Consider the following 14,951-nt stretch of genomic DNA (forward strand, 5'->3'; position numbering starts at 1 on the left):
AATAATAAACTGTACAAAACTTCTTTTAAAAAAGCTTTGTGACATTGGTCACTTACTCTCTTCTAAAAAATGATTATGATATAGTTAATCTCAATTTTTAGGGGTGAATGTTATGGAAAAAGGAACATTTGTAGAATTGGATGTCCGTGAAGATATACGCTTAAAAAAAGAACCTTATGATAAGATCATGGGGGCCGTTAGCGGCTTACAGGAAGGACAGGGGCTTATTTTACATGCACCTTTTAACCCGGAGCCATTGCATAATGTCTTGGCACGCAAGGGATTTGAAAACGATCCAGTACAAGTGGAGAAGGAGCATTGGAAAGTAACGTATACGAAAAAGGAGGCAGCAGAATAATGGTCATTGATAACCGCGGACTCGAGCCGCCTCAGCCAATGATGCGCACATTAAAGGCATTGGAGAAAATAAATCCGGGAGAATCCCTTTCCATTATAAATGACCGCAGACCTATGTTTTTATATGAAGAGCTGGATGAACTGGGCTACTGCCATGAAACAGAGCCGCGGGAAGATGGCAGCTACCAAATTAATATAACGAAGACCGGTGAGTAGGATGGTATCTGGAACGGGTTTAGCTTCTGAAACAAACATTAAGCTGCCGCTCGGTTTTATCTTGTATGGCCTTTTAGCACTTGTGACGTCTCAATGGATTCTCTTCTTTAATAGTGATTTGCTGACAGCAGGGCAGTTCCGCATTCCGGATATATGGATGGGTGCTCATTTTCTGCTTTTGGGCTATGCAGCAATGATCGCGATGGGAGCAATGTACCAGCTTGTACCTGTTGCTTTCTTAACACCCATATGGAGTCAAAAATTAGGTTTTGTACAGCTTGTGGTTACAATTATTGGCATCACATTGTTTTCTGTATTATTGGGAACAGCCTCCGATTATGCTATATACGGCGGTATCCCTGTCATCCTCGGTATCCTGTTGTTTATACTGCAAATGTGGAAGACAATCCTTAAACAGGAAAACAAAACCATGATCACCTGTTTTGTGTTAGCAGCCATTTCAAGCTTTTTCCTCACTATTGCAGCAGGATTTTTATTAGCCTGGAGTATTGCTTATGGCGGCATAGAGGAGCATCAGCTGATACTTTTTTCACACATTGCTTTGGGAGTTGCGGGATGGTTCAGCTTACTAATTTTCGGGTTTTCCTATAAACTTGTACCCATGTTCAGCCTGTCACACGGATACGCTATGAAATGGGCAAAACCTGCTTTTATCACGTATATTAGCGGATTAAGTGTATTAATTGCTTCTTTTTGGATATCTTTTCCATACCTTGATACTATTGCCTGGATACTCTTATTCTCAGGGTTTGGTTTTTTTGTTCTGGATATTCAGGAGATACTTGCAAAACGTGTGAAGAAAAAATTGGACAAGCCATTCATCTTTTCTTTAATTGCGATTGGAAATGGTTTGGTTATCCATTTTCTTGCCGTGCTGCTGAATTTAATTGATATCAACAATGAAAATATATGGAGCTGGCTCGTTTTCCTTTATATTATGGGATGGATTGTTTTTAGCATTCTTGGCTACTTGTATAAAATCGTGCCATTTTTATGGTGGACACATAAGTATTCAGAACGGATCGGCAAAGAAAAAGTGCCTACACTGAAAGAAATGATAAATGAAAGATTAAGTGTAATTCTTTTCATTGGTTTTTCTGTAAGTGTAATTGGACTAACCGCGGGCGCACTATGGCAAATCGGCAGCATTGTATTTATATTTCAGGGGTTGCTGGCGATTACATCCCTTGCCTACGTGCTGTCCATTATCATGGTATTAGTAAAATAGAGAGGTGTTATGATGTCACTGGAAAAAAAAGTTGGAGCTGCTCTATTTGAAGTGATTGATCCCGAACTGGGAATTAATATTATGGATTTGGGCCTTGTATACGGTATAGGTGTATATGAGGATCATGATGTTATCATTAGAATGACACTTACTACACCCGGCTGTCCCATGCACGACAGTATTATAAACGGCGTAAAATATCGTGTATCACAGGTAGCAGAAGTCGGTGAAGTCATAGTGGACCTCGTTTGGGAACCCCAATGGAACCCGGGCAAAATGAGTGATAAAGCAAAAGAAATGCTCGGTTTTGGCTGATCGAACGTTAGAAAACCGGGCTTATTAAAAGCGCAGGCTCACACTGAGGCTGAGACAGAACACTGAGTAAGCATAGAAAAGACGAACAATCTACCTATTAGCTCCGGAAATATACGTAGACTCCTCGGACTATGGTACAGCGGTTCATCGTCCCGCCGGAAAGATTTGCGGGAGCAAAGGCATCGGTAAGACCCCTAAAGACGAGTTAGCAATCTTTACTTGCGAGGAGTGCTGCACCACTGGGATAATTGCAACACGAAGCCCACGGGGAGGCTTACCAGCCGCCCGCGGCAAAGCAGACACCGGGAAAACGACCAAAGGGAGTTGAGCGGATGTCGCACTTGGGAAAGTGGTGAAAGCCTGTATATTTTCGGAGCGGGTATTTAGTTTAGTGTATAAGGATGTTCGGGTTTCTGTTTACTAAAATTGTTTTGTCCCAGTCTCAAAAAATGCGTCCTTTGTTTTATCCCCCGCTGACAGGCGGGATAAAGGCCACGACATCTCCCCTGCGTAAAACAGTTTCTTCTCCCACATACTCTTCATTTACCGCGATCATGGCCTTATCCAGGTTTTCAGCCTGATACTTCTGCAGCCAGGTTGATTTTAATTCGTTTACAGTAATATTTTCCACATCAAAGGAAAGCTTATTTTCTCCGACTGTCTCCCGTAATTCAGCAAAAAATAAAACATCAATCATCACCCATTTCCTCCTCCCGGGGTAAATTATCCTTATATGATTTTGTTTCCAATTGATCCCCAATCCATAGTTCCCCGTCTTCCCAATGTTCCTTTTTCCATATTGGAACGATCTCCTTAATTCGTTCAATTGCATAGCTGCTTCCTTCAAATGCATCTTTGCGGTGTGGAGTGGAGACAGCAATAACCACCGCAATATCCGAAATATCCAGTTTGCCGATCCGGTGGGCAATGGCACAGGCGGAGTTTTCCCATCTGTTTTCTACCTCTTTTCCGATTTGTGCCAGTTTTTTTTCTGCCATTGGTTTATAGGCCTGATATTCCAGATATAATGTCCTTTTTCCGTGGGTGAATTCCCGTACTGTTCCAATAAACGTACTGATGGCTCCCGCTTCTCTCCTCGTCACCTTTTTAACAACATCATTTATTTCTATCGGTGCTTCTGTAATCCAAAAGTCCCTGGTCATGCGCTATATACCCCTCATTTCCTCTAATCCTAAAATTAATGCGGCTATATTTGGCAATTCCTTATCCAAGTCTTTCATCCTAAAAATTTTTTTATCATCAGACAGTAAGATATCTTCATCCCAGTAAATAACTGCGATAATGTTGGACAGTGCCAGCAGTTTTTTGTCTTCCTCGTTTTTTAAAACAATAATTTTTGGATAACCTGCCTGCTTAAAGCCTTCTATTAAAAGGATATCAACCGGAATGAAAGTATACAATGAAATAAGCTTTTCCAACGAAAAATCCGATACATCTGCAATTGACAGCTGGAATTGTTTTTCCCCCTGGACTCCACTGATGCTCGAGCCAGCCTCTAAATGTTTAATGCTGTCTGTACCCTGTACTTGCTTCGGCTCCCCTCCATGTCCATGATGCTTTAACGTAGCGGTCTTCTTATTTAATACAGTAAAGTAGCGAATCAGTTTTTCTATTACAGTTGTTTTCCCAGCATTTTTATAACCGGCAATTTGGCAGATGATAAAAGGCTTGCTCGCATGCATGTACATTCCTCATTTTTTTATTACTTTACTTTTTGCTGACATATATTTTTGGCAGCAAGACTTATTCAATAAAGATTTCATAAAAAACTGTTCCCTCTTCCTTTTACTACACCGCCCGGGTTTGTTTTCTTCGTCCGCTTTAAAAAATTGAAATCTTTCGTCTTTTGTTTTTGGTAAAACCATCCAAATGAAAACTATACTCTTTCGAATAAAATGGGCGTTTTTGTAAACCGGGGCAGTGATATCCTATTGGCTCACCATGGTTGTTTCCTTATGTGTAAAAAAGGTTAATCCATTCTGCATGAATTAACCTTTTCCTATTAATCCGGTATGCCCAGTGCAATTTTTGCGTAGCGGGACATTTTTTCTTTGCCCCAAGGCGGATCCCAGACTATATTTACCTCTATTTCTTTAATCTCCGGAATATCTGCAAGCGCGTGACGGACATCCTGCTCAATATGGCCTGCAAGCGGACAGCCCATGGCGGTTAATGTCATTGTCACGGTACAAAGTCCATTATCATCCAGATCAACATCATATATCAAGCCCAAGTTAACAATATCAATACCCAACTCAGGGTCAATTACGTTCTCAAGCGCACCCATCATATTTTCTTTTAATGCTTCGTCCATCCATCATCCCTCCTTCATCATCTTACCTATATTTAAACATATTTTCTTATCTTTTTAAATGATATTACTCACACTACAAGTGTTTTTTAAACCATTTGATTGTTTCCAGTACTGCATGCCTGCTTACTTTATGATCCCGGTTGGCTTCTTTTATAAAATATATGTCTTCTTTATTCTCATATAGCTTGGAGGCATCCTCATAAAACGTATAGGAGTGATCAAAGGGGACAACAGCATCGTTTTCTCCGTGCCAGAATAACAGTGGTCTGTTATTTAGCTTTTCGGGCTTTAATGATAAATCGTACTGCTGCAGTTCATCATATAATTCCTCAATCATTTCATCAGTTACAGGCAGATTACCTGTTTTTTTAAAGCTGTCAACCAACGTTTTGGCATATGTAGTTATTTTTGGGGATCCCATCAGAATAGCCGCAGTTTTTATCCAGGAGTACTGGGAAAGCGCTGCAGAAGTCGTGATTCCCCCCATGCTTGTTCCTGCTATGCCTATTCTTTCATCCAGGATCAATTCCTTTTTGTCCAATTCTTTTTTCATTTCCTCCAGTTCGACTACATTATTCATGACAATGTTCCAGAAGGAAACCTGCTTTTTAACGGAAGACACCTCTTTCATTTCTCTTGCTCCATGATATTGGCTGTCGGGAAGGATTACTCTATACCCACTATCAGCCAACAGGTAGGCAAATGGCAGATTATGCTCTTTGGCACTTGTAAATCCATGAAAATAAACTACCGTCGGCAGTGCTTTTTTTTCTTTTGCCGCTTCCACGACGTGTAATACCGGAATGTCATTCAGCTGCTCTTCAAATATACCGATCATTATTCTTCTCCTTTGTAACGTTCTATTTCTTTTATATTAATTCCTTTATCACCTGGTTTGCAAACAAAGCAGAGAAATAATTACTTTACATCACTTCTATTCCCCTATAAACTATGGTAAACGAGGTGAGAGGAATGGAACAAAGAAGACATTTAATTGCGCTTGATCTGGACGGTACACTTTTAACGGATATGAAACTGATCAGCGATCGTACAAAAGAAACCATATTAACTGCCATGGAGCTGGGCCATATCGTGGTGATTGCTACAGGGAGACCGCATCGAGCCAGTATTGAATTTTATGAGGCGCTCGGTTTAAATACCCCGATGGTTAATTTTAACGGGGCGTTAATCCATCACCCGAGAGATAATAAATGGGATGCTCTTCACAATCCGATGCCTATGGAAACCGCACACCAGATTATTGATGCATGCTATGATTTGAATGTAAATAATATTCTGGCTGAAGTCATGGATCAAGTTTACCTGGATCAATATAATCCGCAAATCATGGAAATTTTTCAATCCATGCCGGACCACTCGCCATTTAGGATCGGCAACGTAAAAAATAACTTGTCCGAAGACCCGACTTCTGTCCTGATTTACCCAAGAGAAGATCATATCAATGAGCTGCGAAACCATTTGGACAATTTCCACGCCGAACTGATAGAGCACCGGAAATGGGGGGCGCCTTGGAATATCATTGAAATAGTAAAAAAAGGCATGAACAAAGCGGTTGGATTGCATAAAATTGCTAAGTATTTTGATATCCCAAAAGAGCGGATTATTGCCTTTGGAGATGAAGACAATGACCTGGAAATGATTGATTATGCCGGAGTAGGAGTGGCTATGGGAAATGCCATAGATGAACTTAAATCAGTTGCTAAACATATCACAGGCACCAATGAAGAAGATGGCGTCGGAAATTTTCTTGAGCGTTATTTAAAACTTAAAGCGAGGTCATTGTAGGCCCATTTAACAGTATTTCCCTTTGTATTTTCGCCGTGTAAACTCAGCATTTATAGAAATGCCGCTGCTGACTTGCCACCGGATGAAAACAATTTTATCTGCCAATTATTACTTGCTATAGAAAAACACCTGCCATTCATACTATAAGTGAACGCAATATATGCGTTCACTTTTTTCACGGACAGGTAATTGTCCGTTTGCAGTCATGCTGTTTTGCTGCAGCCCTGAGCTTAAGATTTGTTTCAGTCCTTGTGAAGGAGGAATCATCGTGGGAAAAAAGAGTAAGTCGAAACGATTTAGTCAACAGAGCGCTGATTCTATCAAAAAACATGATGAGCGGTTTCCTTACAGGTCAAGCTTTTCTGAAGCTGAACGTAAACATGAGGAAGCAGATCACCATACTGTAGGAGGGTTTTAAGTTGGAAAACAATAATAATAACCTATTTCAACAGGCCAAAAATGCTGTCACAAACTTCATGAATAACCAAAACAACCAAGCAAACGCTCAGGACAAACAGGCTGTTCAAAATGCCATTCAGTCAGCCTATAATCAGGCGACACCTGAAGAAAAACAGCAATTGCAGCAGCTGGAAAACCAATTGAGACAGCATAACGAAATGCAATAACCTCTGCAAACCCGGTGTAAATGTAATTTCCACTTCATTTGTTGATGAAACGGATTTACTATGGTACACAAGGGTGGGAACTGCCTCCTTTTTTAGGGGGCAGTCCTTTTTCCATTCCAACCTCTTCGCCTATGCATTTAATCTCTTTTTAAATGATGCTTTTTCTGCTAATATAAGGATGAGTAGACATAAGGAGGTTTTATTAATGGGAATTCGTGCTGAAGCGACACCAAACCCGAATGCAATTAAATTCACTACGGATAAACTTATTTTTGAAGGTACCAGCAGCATCTCTGTAATGCCAGGTGATAAAAGTGAACATGAAATTTTAAATGACCTGATGGAGCTGGAGGGAGTGGACAACGTTTTCGGTTACCAAAATTTTATTACGGTAAATAAGCAGTTTGATGCAGAATGGGACGAAGTGACACCTAAAGTGGAAGAAGTATTTGAAAAACACGGATATTAATCTACATAGAAAGCAGGCAGAACCGGTGCAGTTTCGTCTGCTGACATGCACAATGGAGAGGCACTTGTGTAAGCAGGTGCCTCTTTTTTATTAACAGAGCAGATTTTAATAAGGTTTGAAGACAGCTTTATATCAACACCAACAATAGTAAAAAGTGATATGAAATTGATTCTTCCTGGAAGACATCATTAATTATTTTTGGGCAATGAAAAAACTAAACCATAAAGCAAGATACTTTCTTTCGCTTGCCGGTTTAGTTTTTAAAACCTGACTATTCCTTTTATAAATCAATCGGGATATAGTTTGGATTTACCATTTCCCCTTCACTATTTTTTCCGTATAACAAAATAATTGGCGGCTCTTCGTTGTTATTAGAATATTTTTCTGATAAGTCCAGCATTATTTCAAATTCCCTCCAGTCAGTCTGCGCTTCTTCCAGGGATACGCGCGCTTCTTCCAAAATCACATTCCCCGCCTCTTCCACCCTGTAATAAAATTCATTAGAATCTGTGCTTGCCTGCCCAGTTACATTAACTTCCAAATCTTCCGTCTGTACATCTATATTCCGAAAATCAACGCCTGCTTCATCCTGTTCAGCATCATTTTCATCAACTGATTCCTCTGTATTTCCGCAAGCTGCCAAGAACAAGATGGCTATAATCAGCAAAATAAATCTCATTTTGTTACTCTCCTTTAATCTCTTCTGAAAAATCCAAATATCCCTGTTGTTTGTACTATATTTGTAAATGCCTGTGGATCAATTTCACTGACGATACGTTCCAAATCATATAACTCATATCGGGTTATTACAAGGTACAGCATATGTTTATCTGATTTCGTATAAGCGCCTCTTGCCGGCAAAATGGTAATACCCCGGACCATTGTCCCGTGGATCGCTTTTTGCAATTCGTCCGCTTTATGCGTAATAATCATTGCAGTCACCTTTTCATGACGTGTATGAATCGCATCAATAACACGTGTAGTTACATATAATGTAAGCAGTGTGTACAAGGCATTCTCCGGCTCATACAGGATCCCCGCCAACGCAATGATAATGGAATTTAAAATCATAAAATAAGTTCCAATCGGTTTGTCCTTCATCCGGGACAATATCATTGCCACAATATCCATGCCACCTGTAGAAGCCCCAACTTTCAGCGTCAGCCCGACACCGATTCCTCCTATCACACCGCCGAAAACTGCGTTAAGTATAATATCCTCTGATAGAACAATAATTGGCAGCAATTCCAGGAAAAATGTAGTGAACATAACAGAAACAACACTGTATACAGTAAAGCCCTTGCCCACCTTAAACCAGCCGAGAATGGCAACAGGTATGTTAAATAAAGCAAGCAGGATCCCTGTGCTAATACCAATCCCTACAAAGTCATGGAAAAAACTTGATGTCAGCTGGGCAAACCCGGTAAAGCCACTTGCATATACATTTGCACCTATGAGGAAAAAATTTAGTGATATGGCATTTAAGAATGCCCCAAACATAACACCAACAATACGTTTTGCCTCGATTAGAAACATATTTTACCTCCTTCCAAAATTATTCTCCCATAGACCAACATATAAAGATTCATATCTCAAGTTTTCACTATTTTTGTTTAAAACAAACCTGCGCAATCGTTTCCGTATCAACCAAAAACAAATGATTTCTTTTACCTTATTAAAAAATTGGTTTATCACGAAAGGGGTTCCTGAAAGTACATTTCGCCGGGTTAAAAATGATAAACTTTCCCAGTGTATACCTTCAGCCAGTGGATGTTGCCGAAAACCTTAACAGCAGCCTTGGTCTTACCGTTTTCCCAGACGGTCTTATATTTTTTGGAATACAAAGCTCAGCCCAGTGAAAAATTCACTTTCTAACTGTGGCATACCACTTTCAGGCTTTTACTGCCCACTTATGCAAATACTTTTAAAACTGCAAAATAATCATGCAATATGCTTTGACTATATTTGCAGCAAGCTTTAAACTTAAAGAAATATATAATAAAGAAGGTGAGAAAAAGTGACGGTAAAAATAATGGCAGATTCAGCTTGTGATTTATCAACTACACATTATAACGAAAATGATATTGAAATGATACCATTAACTGTTCACCTGGATGATAAAGATTACAAAGACGCTATCGATATCGATCCGAAAACTGTTTATGATGAAATGAGGAAAGGCGCAATGACGAAAACCTCCCAGGTATCACCGCAAACATTTAAAACAGTTTTCACTTCCTATGCCAGGGAAAACAAGCCATTTATTTATCTGGCCTTTTCCTCTGAATTATCAGGTACATATCAGACAGCAAAAATGATGGAACAGGAAGTAAAAGAAGAATTTCCGGATGCTGATTTTCAAGTAATCGACACGAAATGTGCATCGATTGGATATGGACTTGTCGTCCTCCATGCAGCAGAAATGGCGAAAAACGGAGCGACGCTTGAGGAAATAGCAGCTTCAGGCACTAATCATGCCAAAAAAATGGAACATGTATTTACGGTTGATGATCTGGAATACCTAAAACGCGGCGGACGAGTAAGCAAAACGCAGGCATTTGTAGGCTCTCTTCTCAAAATCAAACCGCTTTTGCATGTGGAAGATGGAAAGCTTATTCCGCTTGAGAAAATTAGGGGTTCTAAAAAAGTTCTGTCAAGAATGGTGGAGTTAATGGAAGAAAGAGGAACAGACTTTACTAATCAGACAATTGGAATCAGTCATGCTGATGACCTGAAAAGAGCAGAACAATTGGCAGGGATGATTAAAGAAAAATTCGGAGCAAATGACATTCTGATAGAAATGATCGGCTCCGTGATCGGAGCCCATGTTGGACCCGGAACCCTTTCTGTATTTTTCTTGAATAAAACAGAATAAATTCATCTGACGTTATACTGAGCTTTATACGGAAACAAGAAAGAAATATAAACTTATTATACCTGCAGCTATGCAGCAATAGAGGATCCAGCCGCCATTCAGGCTGGGTCTTTTTATTTCATGTTGAGAAAGCATAAAAATATAACTAAGAAGTGAATTCCAGTAAGTTGAAAATTTTTAGGTATTAAGTATAAGAAAAACTAACCCATTCACTAAAAAACGGGTGCGAGTTATGCTAATGAACAGCTGAAATTGTACTTTTTCCGTCATAATTCGTTTGTGATTTATTGATATTCCGCACACAGCATTAAATAAATTTACTTCACAATAGATGATAGTAATATACACACTATCTCAAAGTGAGTTGATTTGTGATGCCTAAATATATCATTCATTTTACATTTATCCTTTTTATAATAACTGCTTTATCCGGCGTGTGGATGCGGGCTTATGCATACTACCCCGATTTCCCTGTAGAGTATTCCAATATCCTGCATGGTCATTCCCATTTAGCTATCCTGGGCTGGGCTTTTTTGGGAGTATTTGTCATTTTTCTCAATAATATCTGGCAGGAATTAAAGCAAAAGAAGCAGGCCATTGCGATTGCAGTTACCCTGTTTGTGGTAACAGTTCTTATGTTTGCTGCTTTTATTTATCAGGGATACGCACTGTTTTCCATTGTTCTTTCCACTATTCATATTTTTGTAGAGTACTGGGCTGCCATCTTTATTTACCGCAGGATAAAATCGAACTTTTCCATTCCAAATACGGCCAAGCTGTTTATCAACGGAGCATTAATTGCATTAATCATTTCTTCATTTGGTCCTTTTGCTATAGCTTATATTTCCGCTTCCGGAAAGAAAGGAAGCAACTTATATGAAATGGCAATCTATTTTTATTTACATTTTCAATATAATGGCTGGTTACTGTTATTCTTGATAGGTTTATTTATTTTGATCCTCCATTTGAAAAAAATCAATTTATTCAATTCGGCGCTGAGAATTGGTTTTTGGCTTTATTTTATTGCCTTATTCCCGGGTTATCTTTTATCCGTTTTATGGGTGGAAAACTTAGGGATCACTGCTGATATCATTGCCGGAATTGGCGGGATCGGCCAATGGACAGGTATTATTTATATCCTTTATGCTTATGTAAAATCCTATCATCACATTAAAACGATATATTCGAAGCTCACCATGATTTCACTTTCTCTTTCATTTCTGCTGCTATTTTTGAAAAGTACAATGGAAGCAGGATTGCTTATTCCCCCCCTGCTTCCGCTGATATATGATTCCAGAAGCGTGATTATCGGTTATTTGCATTTTACCTTGCTTGGGTTTGTCAGCATATTTATTCTTACCCAGTATTTAATGAAAGATTTATTGAAGAGCACAAAACTAACCATTTACGGCGCAATTATCTTTATCATTGGCTTCCTTCTAAATGAATTATTGTTATTTGGCCAGGGTCTAACCGAATGGCTTCAAATTCCGGGACTGCCTTTATATACCGGGGGACTGTTTACAGCAAGCGTTATACTGACATTGGGAATAGGAACATTATGGTTGTCATTTTTCCGGAATAAATAGCATATCCAATAGTTTTCATTCATAATAATATAGCAGTAAGTGTACCATTCAGCCTGGCCAATTGCCAAGTGTGTGTACATCCTAATGCAGATAAGCGCTATCCCTTGTTATCTGCAATAATTTATTCAGGGGGGTATATGATGTTGATAAGTGAGTTGGTCCATACCTATCAGGATGAATGCAATTATACACCTGCTTCCGTAAATGACCTGTTGGATTATTATCAAAAAAAATATATCCATGGTGAAATTGATATTATCTATTACAGGGAAATTTATATGTTTTTACGAAAACAAGGTGCTGTCTCTTCACATGAATATGTTTCTTAAAAGTAATGTCAATCAATGTTTTGCAGTTTTTAACGAGTAAACAAAAACTGCTTTTTTTATGAAAATCAGCAGTTAAATCCCATGATTGAATTATGTTAATTCCGGGTAGATGGAAGTAAACATAAAACAATAAGGTGGGCTATAAATGGGTATGGAAATAAACGACGGTAAAAAAACTCCTCCGGCACAAAGTCAGCATAAACAGCCGGGAGTGGAATCCAAAATGGTACCGGAGCCTGCTGTCATCCGGAACAATTACAGAGGCAGCAGCAAACTGGAAAACAAAACAGCACTCATTACAGGAGGTGACAGCGGCATCGGCAGGGCTGTAAGCGTACACTTTGCAAGAGAAGGTGCCGATGTAGCTGTTATATACCTGGATGAACATGAGGATGCAGAAGAAACAAAAAGGCTTGTTGAACTGGAAGGTCAGAAGTGTCATTTAATCAGCGGGGATATTGGTAATCAATCCTTTTGTGAGGCAGCTGTAACAGAAACAATCAATAAATTTAAAAAAATTGATATCCTCGTAAATAATGCTGCTGAACAGCATCCGCAGGACAGCTTTATGGATATTACCAGTGAACAGCTGGAACAAACCTTCCGCACAAACGTGTTCAGTATGTTTTATATTACTAAAGCTGTACTGCCTAACTTAAAAGAGGGAAGTTCTATCATTAATTCCTCCTCCATCACTGCTTACCAGGGCAGCAAGGATTTAATAGATTATTCTGCAACGAAAGGAGCTATCGTTTCTTTTACCAGGTCATTATCCGAATCTTTGGCTGAAAAAGGTATCCGAGTTAATGGCGTTGCACCCGGAATGACATGGACTCCCCTTATTCCTGCTTCTTTCAGCAGGGAAAAAGTGGACGGCTTTGGCGGAAATGCTCCGATGAAAAGACCGGGTCAGCCGCAGGATCTTGCTCCGGCTTATGTATATTTGGCATCAGATGATGCCAGCTATGTCAGCGGTCAAACGATTCATGTCAATGGCGGCATCATAGTAGCAGGCTGAATAAACGCATCAGCCTGCTTTATTATTGAATTAACTGCCCAATACTAGAGTCGCCAAGGACTCGGAAGTCTGCACGACCCAATCCGCAGTTAAGCAAAGGTTACGCTTTATTTATTTGGTCTTGTGCTTCTCTTTGTTTTTGTTTGCGGCTCAATATAATAACAGCTACAACAAATAGGATAAAGACTCCGGCAACGAAGGAAATAAAACCCCAATTAATCCCTGTATCAGGCTGTACTCTAAAAACCTCCGCCGATTCCCGGGCAAGGCCGACCTTAAATTCACCGTTATCATTTTCCCGAACGGTGTGGTCTTCCAAAAACCCTCTTAGCTGCATTCCTTCATCAATCCCATCCAAGGTAACAACCTGGGTTTCTGTGTCATTATTGATTGCTATATACAGTTCCTCTCCGTCCAAGGTCCTTTTCATAATGCTCATGGCACCACTGGAGCCTGCCAATTCAAAATCTCCATGCGCCAGGGCAGGAAATTGTGCACGCAGTGAGGAAATCCTGTTATGGAATTCATCCAGATCAGGCTCCCCGCTATGAAATGGGACAAGCTCTCTCGTATCCTCGATTTCTTTTCCAAACATAGGCAGCTCAGAACCTTGCAGAAGGGAAGGAACTCCGGGGGAAGTATACATGTAAGTAAGAGCCAATGTCCACGTCGTCATTGAATTCCGGCCATTTTCCGCAAATAATTGTGTAAAACGTTCTGTATAAAAGTCGTCTACAAATATGATATCTTTCTCTGTACCATATTCCTCATATGCCTGGTAAATTTCTGAAACCGGATGTTTTTCCTCTGCAAAAACCCCAGTAATAGCTTCCATCATATGATAATTATCCACTGCATCAATATTTGGGTTTTCCTGAAGATGGCCAATGTCCGCATCTGGATCCAATATATCTGCAAGCACATAGAAATTATTGTTATTATTCTTTAATTCAGAGGTAAGATTTTCTATGAAGGCAGGATCAGCTTGATCTGCGGCATGAAGCTTAAAACCATCAATGTCCGTTTCTTCCATCCAATGAGACGCAACGTCGATAAGATATTCCTGCACTTCCGGATTTTCCTGGTTTAAGGCTGCTGCATTCTCAGTCCAGTCAGTCTCAACTGTCATTTCTCCGTCAATCCAATCTTCCTTTTCCGGATCAGCAGTGATCGGATGGCTTGCAGCGACATAATTGGTGACAAGTTCCAATATTACTTTCATTTCACGATCATGGGCCTCTTCAATCAACTCACGTAAGTCATCCATTTCTCCAAATTGTTCTTCCACTTCATAAAAATCCTCTATCCAATAGCCATGGTAACCATCGGGAGCATTTTCCATGATTGGGGAAAGTGACAAAACTGTATATCCAAGCTCATGGTATTCATCCATCTTCCTGATTACACCCTGAAGGTCCCCGCCATGGTATGCATACGGGTCTTCTACGTCAACCTGGTCATCCCGTTCAAAGTCACCGTTATTATACCGATCCACAAGGATATTGTATATAATTTCACCCTGAATCCGGCTCTCGCCCTCAGCTGCCTTTGCTGCCGGGGGAATCAAATTAATAAAAAGTAAAATTATAAAAAAAGAAAAGATAATTTTTTTCATATAGTCATGTCCTCCAATTATTAAAACTGCTCTTTTTCTATTATTGGGGTATCAGATAAATAGTCAACAAATTACGGGGAATTGTCGGAAATCCTTCATATTTGAAGTCTTCGCGGATGGCGTAAATAAAGAGACGGTTTACCTGTTCCATG

At 39.7% G+C, this 14,951-nt stretch carries 20 protein-coding genes; 12 read left to right on the forward strand and 8 right to left on the reverse strand.

Annotated elements, in window-relative coordinates; genetic code table 11:
- Positions 1-112: 112 nt before the first annotated feature.
- From GHD25_RS03715 to GHD25_RS03730, 4 genes are read left to right on the forward strand one after another with little or no spacing between them, the layout of a single operon-like run.
- Positions 113-358, forward strand: coding sequence for a DUF2249 domain-containing protein (locus tag GHD25_RS03715; protein ID WP_164215012.1), 246 nt, complete (start codon positions 113-115; stop codon positions 356-358).
- Positions 358-573, forward strand: coding sequence for a DUF2249 domain-containing protein (locus tag GHD25_RS03720; RefSeq protein ID WP_164215013.1), 216 nt, complete (start codon positions 358-360; stop codon positions 571-573). Before GHD25_RS03715 ends, GHD25_RS03720 begins: the two co-directional genes overlap by 1 nt.
- 1 nt (position 574) lies before the next feature.
- Positions 575-1,822, forward strand: coding sequence for a hypothetical protein (locus GHD25_RS03725; RefSeq protein ID WP_164215149.1), 1,248 nt, complete (start codon positions 575-577; stop codon positions 1,820-1,822).
- A gap of 12 nt (positions 1,823-1,834) precedes the next feature.
- The gene (locus tag GHD25_RS03730; protein ID WP_164215014.1) at positions 1,835-2,137 is read left to right on the forward strand and encodes a metal-sulfur cluster assembly factor; all 303 of its coding nucleotides are present in this window, start codon (positions 1,835-1,837) and stop codon (positions 2,135-2,137) included.
- A gap of 463 nt (positions 2,138-2,600) precedes the next feature.
- Here the strand turns inward: GHD25_RS03730 and moaD are convergent, their stop codons facing one another.
- From moaD to yjfP, 5 genes are all read right to left on the reverse strand, one after another.
- Entirely contained in the window at positions 2,601-2,834 is a 234-nt protein-coding gene (gene moaD / locus GHD25_RS03735) for a molybdopterin converting factor subunit 1 (protein ID WP_164215015.1), read from the reverse strand.
- On the reverse strand, positions 2,827-3,300 hold the full coding sequence (locus tag GHD25_RS03740) for a molybdenum cofactor biosynthesis protein MoaE (RefSeq protein ID WP_164215016.1): 474 nt from the start codon (positions 3,298-3,300) through the stop codon (positions 2,827-2,829). The genes moaD and GHD25_RS03740 overlap by 8 nt, the downstream gene beginning before the upstream one ends.
- 3 nt (positions 3,301-3,303) lie before the next feature.
- A complete protein-coding gene (mobB, locus tag GHD25_RS03745; protein ID WP_164215017.1) occupies positions 3,304-3,840 on the reverse strand; it encodes a molybdopterin-guanine dinucleotide biosynthesis protein B in 537 nt (178 codons plus the stop codon).
- 320 nt (positions 3,841-4,160) lie between these two features.
- On the reverse strand, positions 4,161-4,472 hold the full coding sequence (locus tag GHD25_RS03750) for a metal-sulfur cluster assembly factor (protein ID WP_164215018.1): 312 nt from the start codon (positions 4,470-4,472) through the stop codon (positions 4,161-4,163).
- 73 nt (positions 4,473-4,545) lie between these two features.
- On the reverse strand, positions 4,546-5,310 hold the full coding sequence (gene yjfP / locus GHD25_RS03755) for an esterase (protein WP_164215019.1): 765 nt from the start codon (positions 5,308-5,310) through the stop codon (positions 4,546-4,548).
- A 134-nt stretch (positions 5,311-5,444) separates the two neighbouring features.
- Here yjfP and GHD25_RS03760 point away from each other — a divergent pair, with 134 nt between their 5' ends.
- From GHD25_RS03760 to GHD25_RS03775, 4 genes are all read left to right on the forward strand, one after another.
- The gene (locus tag GHD25_RS03760) at positions 5,445-6,278 is read left to right on the forward strand and encodes an HAD family hydrolase (protein WP_164215020.1); all 834 of its coding nucleotides are present in this window, start codon (positions 5,445-5,447) and stop codon (positions 6,276-6,278) included.
- A gap of 268 nt (positions 6,279-6,546) precedes the next feature.
- Positions 6,547-6,696 (forward strand): hypothetical protein, encoded by a 150-nt coding sequence (locus tag GHD25_RS03765; protein WP_164215021.1) that lies wholly within the window; start codon positions 6,547-6,549, stop codon positions 6,694-6,696.
- Between the two features lies 1 nt (position 6,697).
- Positions 6,698-6,904 (forward strand): DUF3813 family protein, encoded by a 207-nt coding sequence (locus GHD25_RS03770; RefSeq protein WP_276207791.1) that lies wholly within the window; start codon positions 6,698-6,700, stop codon positions 6,902-6,904.
- A gap of 205 nt (positions 6,905-7,109) precedes the next feature.
- Positions 7,110-7,373, forward strand: a complete 264-nt coding sequence (locus GHD25_RS03775; protein ID WP_164215022.1) for a NifU N-terminal domain-containing protein — start codon at positions 7,110-7,112, stop codon at positions 7,371-7,373.
- A gap of 280 nt (positions 7,374-7,653) precedes the next feature.
- Here GHD25_RS03775 and GHD25_RS03780 read toward each other — a convergent pair whose 3' ends face one another.
- Positions 7,654-8,052 (reverse strand): hypothetical protein, encoded by a 399-nt coding sequence (locus GHD25_RS03780; protein ID WP_164215023.1) that lies wholly within the window; start codon positions 8,050-8,052, stop codon positions 7,654-7,656.
- 14 nt (positions 8,053-8,066) lie between these two features.
- Entirely contained in the window at positions 8,067-8,909 is an 843-nt protein-coding gene (locus tag GHD25_RS03785; RefSeq protein ID WP_164215024.1) for a YitT family protein, read from the reverse strand.
- 481 nt (positions 8,910-9,390) lie between these two features.
- On the opposite strand from GHD25_RS03785, the gene GHD25_RS03790 reads away from it, so the two are divergent.
- The 4 genes from GHD25_RS03790 to GHD25_RS03805 all read left to right on the forward strand — a co-directional run bounded on the left by GHD25_RS03790 (position 9,391) and on the right by GHD25_RS03805 (position 13,184).
- Entirely contained in the window at positions 9,391-10,248 is an 858-nt protein-coding gene (locus GHD25_RS03790; protein WP_164215025.1) for a DegV family protein, read from the forward strand.
- 374 nt (positions 10,249-10,622) lie between these two features.
- Positions 10,623-11,837 carry a hypothetical protein gene (locus tag GHD25_RS03795; RefSeq protein WP_164215026.1) on the forward strand — a complete coding sequence of 405 codons (1,215 nt, stop codon included), beginning with the start codon at positions 10,623-10,625 and terminating at the stop codon, positions 11,835-11,837.
- Positions 11,838-11,977: 140 nt separating this feature from the next.
- Positions 11,978-12,166, forward strand: coding sequence for a YppF family protein (gene yppF / locus GHD25_RS03800; RefSeq protein WP_164215027.1), 189 nt, complete (start codon positions 11,978-11,980; stop codon positions 12,164-12,166).
- Between the two features lie 145 nt (positions 12,167-12,311).
- Entirely contained in the window at positions 12,312-13,184 is an 873-nt protein-coding gene (locus GHD25_RS03805) for an SDR family oxidoreductase (protein ID WP_164215028.1), read from the forward strand.
- 100 nt (positions 13,185-13,284) lie between these two features.
- Here the strand turns inward: GHD25_RS03805 and GHD25_RS03810 are convergent, their stop codons facing one another.
- A complete protein-coding gene (locus tag GHD25_RS03810; protein WP_164215029.1) occupies positions 13,285-14,799 on the reverse strand; it encodes an alpha-amylase family glycosyl hydrolase in 1,515 nt (504 codons plus the stop codon).
- Positions 14,800-14,951: the final 152 nt, after the last annotated feature.

The organism is Virgibacillus aidingensis (genome assembly GCF_010994035.1).
GTDB lineage: Bacteria > Bacillota > Bacilli > Bacillales > Amphibacillaceae > Virgibacillus_N.

Excerpts from the sequence above, each read along its gene's own strand:
- GHD25_RS03715 (WP_164215012.1), top strand. The coding sequence starts at position 113 with ATGGAAAAAGGAACATTTGTAGAATTGGATGTCCGTGAAGATATACGC.
- GHD25_RS03720 (WP_164215013.1), top strand. The coding sequence starts at position 358 with ATGGTCATTGATAACCGCGGACTCGAGCCGCCTCAGCCAATGATGCGC.
- GHD25_RS03725 (WP_164215149.1), top strand. The coding sequence starts at position 575 with ATGGTATCTGGAACGGGTTTAGCTTCTGAAACAAACATTAAGCTGCCG.
- GHD25_RS03730 (WP_164215014.1), top strand. The coding sequence starts at position 1,835 with ATGTCACTGGAAAAAAAAGTTGGAGCTGCTCTATTTGAAGTGATTGAT.
- moaD (WP_164215015.1), bottom strand. The coding sequence starts at position 2,834 with ATGATTGATGTTTTATTTTTTGCTGAATTACGGGAGACAGTCGGAGAA.
- GHD25_RS03740 (WP_164215016.1), bottom strand. The coding sequence starts at position 3,300 with ATGACCAGGGACTTTTGGATTACAGAAGCACCGATAGAAATAAATGAT.
- mobB (WP_164215017.1), bottom strand. The coding sequence starts at position 3,840 with ATGCATGCGAGCAAGCCTTTTATCATCTGCCAAATTGCCGGTTATAAA.
- GHD25_RS03750 (WP_164215018.1), bottom strand. The coding sequence starts at position 4,472 with ATGGACGAAGCATTAAAAGAAAATATGATGGGTGCGCTTGAGAACGTA.
- yjfP (WP_164215019.1), bottom strand. The coding sequence starts at position 5,310 with ATGATCGGTATATTTGAAGAGCAGCTGAATGACATTCCGGTATTACAC.
- GHD25_RS03760 (WP_164215020.1), top strand. The coding sequence starts at position 5,445 with ATGGAACAAAGAAGACATTTAATTGCGCTTGATCTGGACGGTACACTT.
- GHD25_RS03775 (WP_164215022.1), top strand. The coding sequence starts at position 7,110 with ATGGGAATTCGTGCTGAAGCGACACCAAACCCGAATGCAATTAAATTC.
- GHD25_RS03780 (WP_164215023.1), bottom strand. The coding sequence starts at position 8,052 with ATGAGATTTATTTTGCTGATTATAGCCATCTTGTTCTTGGCAGCTTGC.
- GHD25_RS03785 (WP_164215024.1), bottom strand. The coding sequence starts at position 8,909 with ATGTTTCTAATCGAGGCAAAACGTATTGTTGGTGTTATGTTTGGGGCA.
- GHD25_RS03795 (WP_164215026.1), top strand. The coding sequence starts at position 10,623 with ATGCCTAAATATATCATTCATTTTACATTTATCCTTTTTATAATAACT.
- yppF (WP_164215027.1), top strand. The coding sequence starts at position 11,978 with ATGTTGATAAGTGAGTTGGTCCATACCTATCAGGATGAATGCAATTAT.
- GHD25_RS03805 (WP_164215028.1), top strand. The coding sequence starts at position 12,312 with ATGGGTATGGAAATAAACGACGGTAAAAAAACTCCTCCGGCACAAAGT.
- GHD25_RS03810 (WP_164215029.1), bottom strand. The coding sequence starts at position 14,799 with ATGAAAAAAATTATCTTTTCTTTTTTTATAATTTTACTTTTTATTAAT.